Below are 11,298 nucleotides of genomic sequence, written 5' to 3'. Positions count from 1 at the left end.
CGGTGACGGAAATATCCATTGATGGTGACAGGGAGATAAACAATGAAGTTATTTAAAGTCGTCAGCGGTGCAATTATCGCTGCAGTTCTTGCGTTGGCAGTCAGTGCCTGTGCGCCGACATCAACGCAGGAAGGAACCGGCGGCTATCTGGACGACACCGTGGTGACCACCAAGGTTAAAGCTGAGCTACTGGGGGATAAATCACTGAAATCAAATGAAATTAATGTGGAAACCTTTAAAGGCCGCGTGCAGTTGAGTGGCTTTGTCTCTTCGCCGCAGATGGCGAATCGCGCGGTGCAGGTTACCCGTAGCGTGCCAGGAGTGAAATCTGTCGTCAACAATATGCAGATTAAATAGCGTTAATCGCTGAATATCAAGGCCGGGCACTGCCCGGCCTTTTATGTGCCGCGGTTGCACAACAGGGGTTAAAAACGGTAACCCGCGCCAAAGAAAAACACCCACGGATCGATACGGGTATTGATGTTCTGCTCTTCGCCCGCGGCTTTAAATTTCACTTCGGTATCAATATCCATATACCAGAGCGACATATTCAGCATCCAGCTATCATTGATTTTATAATCCATGCCGACCTGCCCGGCAAGGCCCCACGAATCTTTCACGCTCAGATCGCTAAGGCCGGCATCACTTCCGGTCTGATTAAATTTGGCATCATAAAATGTGGTGTAGTTAATACCGGCGCCAATATAAGGGCGTACTTTGCTATTGCTGTCGAAGAAATACCACTGCGCCATCAGCGTCGGCGGTAACTGTTTTACTTCGGCCAGATTACCGGTTGCCGCAAGACCAACCTTATGGCTGAATGGCGTTGCCGCCAGGAGTTCAACGCCAATATTATCGGTCGCCATATAGGTAAAGGTCAGACCAAGCTGGGTATTGTTATCCACGCTAAACGAGCCCATTCCCAGCACGTTATCAGAGCCTTCCGTCGGACGCACCGTCGCGGAACCGGCACGCATAAAGAAATCCCCCGCCTGATGAGCACTTGCCGCCACTGGCAGCACTGCCGCCAGAGCCAGAACTACTGTCGCCAACTTCATAGTCACTCCTGTTGTTATTGATTTGCGCGCCTGCCACCTTTTTTTTGCGGTAGCCCGTTATCTGCTTCGTAACACATATTTACACCGAACAAGATAAAGATCATGCGAATCATTTTTTTCAAACTCCTTAAAAAACAATGAATTGATTTAGATCAAAATTACCGGCGCGCGGCGCTGTGAAATAGCCATTGAACAAAATCTGGCAAGGGGATACTTTGCTCACTTGTCTGATGTGATTTTGGTTCGACGCTTCGGAGGGGCGGGCGATCACATGAACGATAACCTTAATCCATGTATTAGCTGTGGCGCCTGCTGCGCCTATTTTCGCGTTTCATTTTACTGGTCTGAAGCTGATGATGGCGGCGGCGGCGTCCCGGCAGAGCTCACCGAACCACTCACCCCTTTTCTGCGCGCCATGTCCGGCACCAACAGCAAAACACCGCATTGCAACTCGTTACAGGGCGAAGTAGGCAGCTGCGTCTCCTGTGCTATTTATGAGCACCGGCCATCCCCATGCCGCGAATTTCAGATGTCCGGTGAAAATGGCCAACCCAATGATGCCTGCGATCGCGCACGGGCAAAATATGGTCTGCCGCCGCTTTTTCAGCCGGCGTTACCGCCATTAACCGAAAGTTATGTAAGTCAGGGTGCCAGCCTGCTGTCAGACCATGTACAATCTCCGGGTCTATAAAGCCGTTTTTTTACCCAAGGAGAGTACATGTCTATCACGGCGGGTTCGTTATACCGTGACACGGGAAATTTTCTGCGCCATCAGCTGATTACAATTGTACTGATGGCATTGTTGACCTCATTTATTACGGTGATTATCGGTCATGCGCTAACCCCAGGGGCCGATCAGCTATCAATACTGGGGGAAGGTGACAGCGGCAGCGCCACCACCCTGTTTGAGATGGTGCAAAACATGACACCCGAGCAACAACAGGTGTTACTTCGCGCTTCCGCCGCCGGTACCTTCGCGTCACTGGTGGGGAATGTGTTGCTGTTAGGCGGAATGCTGTGCCTGATCCCGATGGTTTCCGCCGGGCAACGCGTCAGCGCCCTGCGCGCGATTGGCGCCTCTGCCCCGCTGTTGCCACGCCTGCTGCTGTTAACCTTTATGGTGACGCTGGTGGTTCAGCTGGGCTTTATGGTGCTGGTCGTGCCGGGAGTCATGCTGGCGATCCTGCTGGCGCTGGCGCCGATTATTCTGGCGACGGAAAAAATTGGCGTATTTGCCGCCATGCGTACCAGTCTGCGGCTGGTGTGGAGCCAGATGAAGCTGGTGGCTCCGGCGGTGGTGTTATGGCTGCTGGCCAAGGTGGTACTGATGCTGCTGGCGGCGTCATTTACCGTGTTGCCAGCCAATGTGGCCTCAGTAGTGTTTAACGCTATCAGCAACCTGGTATCCGCCATATTGATTATTTATTTATCACGTCTGTATATGCTGTTACGTTAATGATAAAGGCATGCCCTGCCCGGGCATGCCGGATTGTGCATAATGTTACGTCAGTGATTTGGAAACCTTTATGAAGCAGTTACTCGATTTTCTCCCGCTGGTTGTTTTCTTTATCTTCTATAAGCTTTACGACATCTTTGTCGCATCGGGCGCATTGATTGTTGCCACCGGTCTGGCGCTGGTGGTCAGCTGGGTGATCTGGCGCAAGCTGGAGAAGATGACCATTATTACCTTTGTGCTGGTGGCGATATTTGGCACTCTGACGCTGGTATTTCACAATGATGAATTTATTAAGTGGAAAGTCACCGTTATCTATAGCCTGTTTGCCATCGCCCTGCTGTTCAGTCAGTTCTGGATGAACCAGCCATTAATTCAGAGCATGCTGGGTAAAGAAATTCAGTTACCGGCATATGCCTGGCGTAAACTGAATGTCGCCTGGGCGCTGTTCTTTCTCGCCTGTGGTCTGGCGAATATTTACGTGGCTTTTTGGCTGCCGCAGGCGTTTTGGGTTAACTTTAAAGTATTCGGACTAACCGGATTAACGCTGTTGTTTACTCTGTTCAGCGGGATCTATATCTACCGTCTGATGCCACAGGAACAAAAATAATCATCATTTGCCCGGTGACTCTGCCGGGTGATTTTGGGCCATCCGGCCACATCTTATAAGAAGCGAAGCAATGGACGACAAACAAAACTCCCCGCAGGGTGAAGTGGTGCTGCGTACGCTGGCGATGCCCGCAGATACCAATGCGAATGGCGATATCTTTGGTGGCTGGCTGATGTCGCAGATGGACATGGGCGGTGCTATTCTGGCGAAAGAGATCGCCGAAGGGCGTGTGGTGACGGTGCGCGTTGATGGTATGACATTTCTTAAGCCGGTCGCCGTAGGTGATGTGGTGTGCTGTTATGCACGCTGTATGCGCACCGGCAGCAGCTCGATTACCATTAACGTCGAGGTGTGGGTGAAAAAGGTCTCATCTGAACCTATCGGCCAACGCTATCGCGCCACCGAAGCGGTATTTATCTATGTTGCGGTGGATCCTGAGGGCAAAGCGCGTCCTTTGCCTGAGGGTAAAAGTCATTTCAGCTACGACAGCGAAGCATAATACCAATAATACCCAGGGCGGAATTTTCCGCCCTGCTGCAGGCCTCGCGGTTTACTCGAGACTGGCGCCGCCGTCAATGCGGAAAATAATATTCATCGTAATATCACTGCCCGGTTTACCACTTTCATAGCGCCACTTCTTCATCGCCTGCTTCACTTCGCGTTCAAACATATTGCGCGGTTCCGCAGAGAGAATACGGATGTTATCCACCTGTCCACTGTTGTCGACATCAAACTGTACCCGAACCCGCCCCTCAACACGCAACGCAAAAGCACGTGCCGGATAGGCTGGTTTGCCAACATTCAACGCCCGCGGTCCGGTAGACACCGCTTTTGATGGCGCCTCCGATAGTTTCGGCGCGGTTGAGGCTTTCGGCGGCACCTGCGGCGCCTCTTTCTCTATCGGCGCCACCTGGCGTGGCGTGACTTCAGGCTTCACCTGCTTCGGTTTCACCACCTCTTTTTTTACCGGCTTCGGTTTCGGTTTTGCTTCTGGCTTCGGTTCCGGCCTGGGGATGGGCACCGGCTCCGTTTTTACTGGTTCGACTATCGGTTCTGGCTCTGGCTCTGGTTCCGGTTCCGGCTGAGCGACAGGTTGCGGCGCAGGCGTGGGTTCGGGTTGCACTTCAGGGGCAACCATCGTCACGCTAATAGGCTGAGACGCTTTAGGCACATCGATAACCTGGTGAAAAGAAGCATAAAGCAAACCCGCGATCACCGAGCCATGCAGCACAACTGAGAGCAGCAGCGGCAAAGGCGAAGGTCGGGGTAAGGTAGTCATTAGCGTCGTCATAGTTAATCAGCTATTTTAAATCAAGCGACAATATTAAATGCAAATAGCAATCAATTTCAATAAGCATGCCGGTTTAAGCCGGAGAAAAGTGCCAAATCACGGTCAGATGTCGAGATCGTCGCCAAACCATTGCGCCGCCTGCCGCTAAAAGCCGAATAATATAAATCACAGAAAAGACGCGAGGATATTATCAGATCCGATCGCGGAGATGGCAACCCGTACAGCCAGTCACGGCGGTCGCTGATGGCAATCACCGCGGAGAATAAGGAGAATACCCTATGGATAATGCGCTTCCTCCCGTTACCTGCTCGGTCAGGCCCGCCACGCCGGCATCCACAGCCTTCTGTTCAGTACTCTCCAGCCATGTGACCAGGGTAGTACAGAGCACCGCCGCACTGCCTGCGGCGAATAATCCATCACTGCCGCTGGCGGTAATCCCTTCCGTACGCTCTCACCAGCCCCCCGCGCCGCTGCAATATATCACGCCACAGAGCAGCAACAGCGCCAATAGCAGTATTGTCGATGTCCCTCCGGCGTTATTTCACTGGGTGGCACAAAACCTCGAGTGGTATCGCGGCCCATCGGCAGCCGCCTGCGTCAGGATGCTACTGAGCCGTCCCGGAATACCTTTTAAGCCGACGGCTATTGAGCTGCAGGCAGCGTTAGGGCTGCAGCCGGGAATCGCGCCGCCGGGTGTAGATACCGTCGGAAACGCCTTAATCGAGACCGCTACCGAGGCCAGACCGGACGTTACCCGCTGGGTCGAAGAAAACCTGACCGAAGTGCTGCTCGGGTTCGCAGGCTGCGCCAAACAGGCGATCATCGTCGAACTGCTTAACCGGCCGGGACGACCGTCAGAACTGACGACCAATATGTTGTGTGCCATCCTGCAGCAACCACAACTGCGACAGCTACTGGGTAAGAAGCCACCCGGGATTAGCACCATCAGGAATGCCTTCTCCGCTGTCGATATTATCGTCAGTCCGCAACTGGTGACGTGGGTGAATACTCATCTGCAGCTCAGTGGCGGACGCATCACCGCCGGCTCCGTCAGGGCACTGCGCGATCGGCCGGACAGGCCGGATGAACTGAACGCTAAAACGCTGTATGAAGCGTTGCGGCGGCTGAAACAGAGAGCGGCGCCGGGGATTAGGTTTATCAGCCATGCCTACAGATCTGCCGGTGATCGCATCAACGCGGAAATGCAGGCCTGGGTCGGGAGATACTGGCGGCAGCTCGACGGTTCGCCGGAGCAGAAACTCCGGTTGCTGCTGCAACAGCCGGGAAGACCTGCCGTTCTGAGCGAAGTGACGCTTAATGATGCCATCAGAGATCTGGACGGTGAGCATGCGCCCGGTGCTATCCCGACGCTAAATGCCTTAATCCATGCCGGTATTGGTGTCGATGCCGGGATAAATGCATGGGTTAGTGATCTCTGGCAGCAACTGCCGGGAGAGTCGTCAGAGAAGAAGATTGTCGCACTGCTGCAACAGGTGGACGCACCGGTAAAACTGAATGCCAGGCTACTGTATGCGGCACTTCTGCTGCTACTGGGTGACAGCGCACCGGGACTGAGTACTATCCATCACGCGTTCGCCCTTTCCCGCGCTGTCGCTGACGTTCCACGCCAGATAACCGACTGGGTAGAAATGCAACTGCCACGGGTGGCTAACCTGCCGTTAAAAGCAATGTTACTGGCGCTACTGCAGCGGGAGCCAAAACCCGAAGGCCTGGATGCACGGACGCTCTATGCCGCCCTGAACAGGCTGCAGGGCAGTGCTGCGCCCGGCTGGAGCATTGTCTGCAGCGCATACGCCCATTATACCGAGCAGGCAAGGCAGTTGCTATCGCATCAAATTAACCGGCGGATACGTCATATCAAACGTGCCGGCACCCCACCAGGCTATCCCGAAAAAGAGGTGAAGCAGGCGATAGCGCAGCTCCCCCAACCACCCGAGCGGCAGGAATAGCTGCGTAGTTTTTGCACCATACTGCCCTCACTGCTGAGTGGTGACCGGCCAGCGCGATGGCGGTGGACCGCAACTAAGGAGATCTCTGCCATGCCGAAGTTACCCATGATTTTACCGGTCACATCCCCCTCTGCGGTGCCGTCCACGGTGACCAGCAGTATCCGTCCGCTGTTCCGCCAGTTAATTAATACCAGCCAATCCCCGGCCACGCTCACATCCGCTGCCGGTGTCGCTCCACTGCTGCACAGTACGTACCGCCCGGCAGAGGCGATCGCCGGGCCTAGCGGCCACTGCGGCATCTCCGAAGAGGCGTGGAATGAACTGTATGCGGACCTGCAGGATTTGCACCACACCGCGATGCAAGATAAAACTGAAACAACAGGGACGGATATCAGCAGCTTGCTGACGCCGCCGGTAATGGCGGCAGAGTCTGTCCCGCAACAGCGGGATCAGGCCTGGTATGAGGCACTCGGCGCGCAGCTTCACCTACTGACAGGAATAACGGCAGAAGATCTCTATATGCGGCTGATTTTTCGCTACGGCAGGCAGGCCCCCGCTTTGCATGTGATCCATGCGCTATTGCCGCCACCAGCGGAGCAACAGATCCATCCTGGCCCAATAGCGGACAGTGATATATCGCCAGCCGCCAGCGATCCAGAGGCAAGCGACAGCAGCACAGAAACCAGTGATAGCGCCACTGACAGCCCCGCGCATGAATCGCAAAATCCACCGTCCCCGCAGGAAATTACCTTCAGCCAGCGGCAACTGGAGTGGTTCACCCGCGTCTGGCTGCAAATCGGCAAAACGTCGTTAATCGACAAAGTCCGCGCATTAGTCAACGTTGCCGATGCGCCGCTAGCGCTCACCGATGAAAATGTTTATGCCGCGCTGAACCAGTTGCAGGGCCAACAGGCACCCTCATTTCAAATTATCAGAAACGCGATTATTGAGCGGGATGCGGAAGTCAGCAATGCGTCGCTGCAATGGGTGGAGACCAGGCTGGCAGAAATCCGGCTGGAATCCGCAGAGAGCATCGTCGTCTGGCTGCTGACCCGGCAGGATAAACCCGACGACCTGAAGCGCAGCGGGATATTTAAAGCGCTGCAACAGTTGCTTGGCCCGCGGGCGCCGGGAATGGCCACGGTGAGTTGCGCATCAGCCTGGGCTCATACCGATATTCCCCCCAGCTATACCCGGTGGTTTGACGAGCATAAGGATAAGCTTAGAGGAGACGGTAAATTAGATAAGCTGGTGGCATTGTTGCAGCAGGGCGATACCCCTGAGGAGCTGACACCGGCCATGTTGTTTAAAGGTATGCTGCTACGGCTGGATGCCGACGTGCCGGACGGCAGCATCGTCCGTAAGGCGTTTATCCTCTCTGGCCGTAGCGCTCCGCAACCGGTGGCGGAGTGGGCATGGCACTGGCAGGAAACGCAGGGGAAATCGCTGCAGAGGCTGAGCGCGCTGCTGGCGCGCAGCGACCGCCCGTCGGGGATGACGCCAAAGATGTTGCGTTCCGCGCTGCTGAAGCAGCAGGACAGTAGTGTGCCCTCGCAATCGATTGTTAACCGGGCATTTATTCTGGCGGGCTATGGCGGCGACAAACAGCTGGATCCGTGGGTAGCCAGCAACTGGTCTGCTATTCAGGAAAATGTGGAATGGGAAAAATATCGGGTAGAGGAGAAACTGTTGATATTGATGCAGATGATGCCTGCGGAACTGAGTTCAGGGCTAAAGGCGTCAACGCTCTATGCTGCGCTGGTACGACAACAGGATACTAAAGCGCCGGGAAAAACCTCGGTTACTGATGCCTTCGCTCTGTTCAGGGCGTCAATGGTGCTGACCGATAATTTAGTGACCTGGGTCAGCAACGCGATGCCAGCCAACGATGGACGGTCCATTGAGCCGAGACTGGTGGAGTTGCTAAAAAAAGATCGGCCGACAGGACTGACTCCGGGAACGCTGCAACGGGCACTGGTACAAATCTGGGGTCAGCAACAGGCACCTGGGTTACGTGTGGTTCATGAAGCATTTATCCGCGCGCAACCTGATATTGAGGTCAGGCCAGAGGTGTTGCAGTGGGTAATGAACAAGATTCCGGCGGGCGAAGGGCCGACGCCGGAGCAAATCAAGCAGCTGTATCACGACCCGGATCGGCCGCCCAATGTTAATGCCGTTATCCTGCAAGCGGCACTGGAGCAACATTTGCACGCAGAGGCGCCGAATCTGTGTGCGGTGAGAAACGCATTCAGCAGCAAAAAATATTCGCGCCCGCAGAACCGTCTCGCCCTGCCGCCACCTCATCTCTCTGTGCCAGCCACAGAACCCGCCGCCAAAAAGCCGCGCAGTGGCTCGCCGACAGAGGAGCAATACCCGCATTTTATCCGGCGCTCGGTTATGCCGGAGCGCGCGGCTAAAAGCGGCGGATAAACCGGACAGCTCTTTCTCCTGAAACGCTTAGCCATACTATACTGCCGGTGACGATGGCTGCGGATAAAAAAGGAGAAGGATATCGTGCCCAAGTTACCCCTCGTGTTAGCCAGCACCGCCCCACTGCCGCAATCCCCTCAGATAATTCTGCAGGCTGCCCCACCCGGTTTTTATAACCAAATCACCCATATCAGTACCATCCCTGCTGCACCGGACACTCCCCAGCGGCGGAATGGCGCACTGTATTCGCCGGAACCGCACGCAGAGCCCGATTTCCTTAGCGGAATCTCCCGGCAGAGTTGGGAAACGTTACAGCAGGCGCTGGTCGCGGTATATAACACTGACGCACCGGATGCGATGGAGACGAAAGCGATTTTCTCACAAATGCTGGCCCGTCATCAGCCACCGACGACTGACCAACCGTTCTTGTCTGCGGCGAGTCGCCCGCAGCCGGACCCGCAACCAGGCACCAGCACCGCCGCCGTGTGGTTACCGGCTGCGGCGATTCCGTTTGGGCCAATATCCGCTGATACCGGAGAGCAGAACCACCGATCGCCGCCAGAAGATGATGCCGACAGCACGGCGTCCGATGAGCAGCGCGATGCCGTCACGGTATATAACTGGGTCAGTAAGCACTGGGGGAATATCACCGCCAGGTCAAGACTGGAGCGGGTAAAGATCATCCTTGGTCTCGATGATAAACCGCAAGCGGTCTCTATCCGGCGGCTGTTTAACGCCCTGCAGGCTTACGAACGGCCCGCGCAGGTCACGCCACCGAGTCTCAGCACGATCCGTAATGCCTTTACCGCGCTGAGTAACAATGCCACGCCGCAGTTAGTGCAGTGGGTACAGGATAATCTGCTGCAGGCAAAGGGATCGACCACCGAAGACCGGCTGAGATCGCTGCTGAAGCTGCCAGTACAGCCTCCCGGCATCAATGTTGAAAATCTGGCGGCAGCACTCAAATTGTTGCATCAGCAGGGTCTGCTGGTCAATCTTGGCTTCCCGAAAGGGGTGCCCGGTCTGAGCGTGATCAGGCTGGCGTTCGCCCGGGCGCCGGTAACCATCAGCAACGATTTTATTAACTGGGTAAATACCCACTGGAACCGCTCGCCCTCGGTCAGTGCGATCAAAAAAGTGATGCAACTTCAGGCGCTGCCAGACAGGCCGGCCGAACTGAATGCCGTTTCGCTATACGAGGCGCTGGAGCAGTTGTTGGGTGTTGAGGCGCCAGGCATCACCACGCTACGCAATGCTTTCACCGCGCCGCACGGCATCAACCTCGAGATGCAGCAGTGGCTCGGCAGTCACTGGCGGCGGGCCAAAGGCACGCCGCTGGAAAAACTTAGCGCCCTGCTGGCGCGGGAAGATCTGCCCGCCGGCATCAGTCCGAAGATCATGGCAGCAATGCTGCAACAGATAGCCAGGTCTGCCTCACCAGGCATTTCGCTGATCAGAAAAGCTTTCTATAAGGCTGGCTTTGGCATTAATGCTGAGGTGGCGCAGTGGGCCAGTAGCCACTGGCCGCAGGCAGCGGGGATCTCTTCCACTGACAAAGTTGCCGCGCTACTGCAGATGCCCGGAAAACCACTGATTATCAACGCATCCATGCTATACGGGGCGCTGGTATGGCTATATGGCGACAGTGCGCCCGGTGAGACCAGCGTCAATAACGCCTTTATCCGGCAAAAGCCGGTCACCACCAGCCAGCAACAGCAACAGTGGGTCAGGGATAATTTCCTCAAATACGACGGACATCTGACAGAGCTGAATATTCTGATACTGCTGCTGCAACCCGGCAAGCCATCCGGGCTGGACGTGCCAACCTTGTTCAGCCTGCTGCAGACCCTGAATGTCCAGCAACTCCCGCTGATGAACGCGGTGCGTGGCGCATTCAGCCTGTTATATCATTTTGAGAAACTGCAGAAAGTCCCCGGAGAATGGACGCAGCTGGCTAATTGGGTAAAGGTTAACTGGAAACTCACCTCGGCGCGCACCATAGAAGCCAGGCTACTGCAACTGTTGCAGATCACCGCGGGTAAACCCGCCGGGCTGACGCCATCGAAGTTATGCCTGGCACTGGTATTTGAGTTGGGAAACAAAGCGCCGGGGATCGATACCATCAGAAATGCCATCAATCTTTTCCGCCGCATCCCGGTATTGGATGCCCGGTGGCTACACTGGCTGCATAACCAACTGGCCGCTCACCCGCGAGAGCAGCTTAATGCGATCGCCATCCGCACAGTGATGGAACAGCCAGACATACCTGCCCCGCTGCTCGATCCCAAAACCATGCATGCGGCAATTGCAGCACTGTATGGCAAAGATTTGCCGGTGTATGACACCGTCAGAACGGCAAGTGGCGATCGTCAGCGCAAACGCCAACGCTCGCGGTCAGTCACGCCGCCGCCGGCAAGCCCGGAGATCTGGCCCGGGCAGTAAAGCGCTGGCTTCAGGCCTCAGCGGGAAGCGGATAAATAACAAGG

General features: G+C 55.5%; 10 protein-coding genes. 8 read left to right on the top strand and 2 right to left on the bottom strand.

Features of this window, described 5'->3' with window-relative positions; all coding sequences use genetic code 11:
• Window positions 1-42 precede the first annotated feature (42 nt).
• The gene (locus JWF83_RS24900) at window positions 43-357 is read left to right on the top strand and encodes a BON domain-containing protein (RefSeq protein ID WP_413653180.1); all 315 of its coding nucleotides are present in this window, start codon (window positions 43-45) and stop codon (window positions 355-357) included.
• Between the two features lie 68 nt (window positions 358-425).
• Here the strand turns inward: JWF83_RS24900 and ompW are convergent, their stop codons facing one another.
• Complete coding sequence (gene ompW, locus JWF83_RS24895) at window positions 426-1,058, bottom strand: outer membrane protein OmpW (RefSeq protein ID WP_413653179.1); 633 nt, start codon at window positions 1,056-1,058, stop codon at window positions 426-428.
• A 271-nt stretch (window positions 1,059-1,329) separates the two neighbouring features.
• On the opposite strand from ompW, the gene JWF83_RS24890 reads away from it, so the two are divergent.
• The 4 genes from JWF83_RS24890 (at window position 1,330) to yciA (ending at window position 3,620) form a co-directional block, all read left to right on the top strand.
• Entirely contained in the window at window positions 1,330-1,749 is a 420-nt protein-coding gene (locus tag JWF83_RS24890) for a YkgJ family cysteine cluster protein (protein ID WP_413653178.1), read from the top strand.
• 27 nt (window positions 1,750-1,776) lie between these two features.
• Window positions 1,777-2,514, top strand: a complete 738-nt coding sequence (locus tag JWF83_RS24885) for a YciC family protein (protein ID WP_413653177.1) — start codon at window positions 1,777-1,779, stop codon at window positions 2,512-2,514.
• 70 nt (window positions 2,515-2,584) lie between these two features.
• Complete coding sequence (locus JWF83_RS24880; protein WP_413653176.1) at window positions 2,585-3,121, top strand: septation protein A; 537 nt, start codon at window positions 2,585-2,587, stop codon at window positions 3,119-3,121.
• A 70-nt stretch (window positions 3,122-3,191) separates the two neighbouring features.
• Window positions 3,192-3,620, top strand: a complete 429-nt coding sequence (yciA, locus tag JWF83_RS24875; RefSeq protein WP_413653175.1) for an acyl-CoA thioester hydrolase YciA — start codon at window positions 3,192-3,194, stop codon at window positions 3,618-3,620.
• Between the two features lie 51 nt (window positions 3,621-3,671).
• On the opposite strand, the gene tonB is transcribed toward yciA, so the two are convergent.
• Entirely contained in the window at window positions 3,672-4,412 is a 741-nt protein-coding gene (gene tonB, locus JWF83_RS24870; protein ID WP_413653174.1) for a TonB system transport protein TonB, read from the bottom strand.
• A gap of 278 nt (window positions 4,413-4,690) precedes the next feature.
• Between tonB and JWF83_RS24865 the strand changes: the two genes are divergently transcribed.
• The 3 genes from JWF83_RS24865 (at window position 4,691) to JWF83_RS24855 (ending at window position 11,254) form a co-directional block, all read left to right on the top strand.
• Window positions 4,691-6,382: a hypothetical protein gene (locus JWF83_RS24865; RefSeq protein WP_413653173.1), complete on the top strand. Its 1,692-nt coding sequence runs from the start codon at window positions 4,691-4,693 to the stop codon at window positions 6,380-6,382.
• Window positions 6,383-6,472: 90 nt separating this feature from the next.
• Complete coding sequence (locus JWF83_RS24860) at window positions 6,473-8,812, top strand: hypothetical protein (RefSeq protein ID WP_413653172.1); 2,340 nt, start codon at window positions 6,473-6,475, stop codon at window positions 8,810-8,812.
• Between the two features lie 84 nt (window positions 8,813-8,896).
• Window positions 8,897-11,254 (top strand): hypothetical protein, encoded by a 2,358-nt coding sequence (locus JWF83_RS24855; RefSeq protein ID WP_413653171.1) that lies wholly within the window; start codon window positions 8,897-8,899, stop codon window positions 11,252-11,254.
• Window positions 11,255-11,298: the final 44 nt, after the last annotated feature.

The organism is Pantoea sp. B65, from assembly GCF_047308185.1.
GTDB lineage: Bacteria > Pseudomonadota > Gammaproteobacteria > Enterobacterales > Enterobacteriaceae > Erwinia.
The sequence above is the reverse complement of the archived record's forward strand: the minus strand, read 5'-3'. Positions and strand labels throughout refer to the sequence as shown.

What these genes read in the sequence shown, in the direction of transcription:
- JWF83_RS24900 (WP_413653180.1), top strand. Translation starts at nt 43, where the DNA reads ATGAAGTTATTTAAAGTCGTCAGCGGTGCAATTATCGCTGCAGTTCTT.
- ompW (WP_413653179.1), bottom strand. Translation starts at nt 1,058, where the DNA reads ATGAAGTTGGCGACAGTAGTTCTGGCTCTGGCGGCAGTGCTGCCAGTG.
- JWF83_RS24890 (WP_413653178.1), top strand. Translation starts at nt 1,330, where the DNA reads ATGAACGATAACCTTAATCCATGTATTAGCTGTGGCGCCTGCTGCGCC.
- JWF83_RS24885 (WP_413653177.1), top strand. Translation starts at nt 1,777, where the DNA reads ATGTCTATCACGGCGGGTTCGTTATACCGTGACACGGGAAATTTTCTG.
- JWF83_RS24880 (WP_413653176.1), top strand. Translation starts at nt 2,585, where the DNA reads ATGAAGCAGTTACTCGATTTTCTCCCGCTGGTTGTTTTCTTTATCTTC.
- yciA (WP_413653175.1), top strand. Translation starts at nt 3,192, where the DNA reads ATGGACGACAAACAAAACTCCCCGCAGGGTGAAGTGGTGCTGCGTACG.
- tonB (WP_413653174.1), bottom strand. Translation starts at nt 4,412, where the DNA reads ATGACGACGCTAATGACTACCTTACCCCGACCTTCGCCTTTGCCGCTG.
- JWF83_RS24865 (WP_413653173.1), top strand. Translation starts at nt 4,691, where the DNA reads ATGGATAATGCGCTTCCTCCCGTTACCTGCTCGGTCAGGCCCGCCACG.
- JWF83_RS24860 (WP_413653172.1), top strand. Translation starts at nt 6,473, where the DNA reads ATGCCGAAGTTACCCATGATTTTACCGGTCACATCCCCCTCTGCGGTG.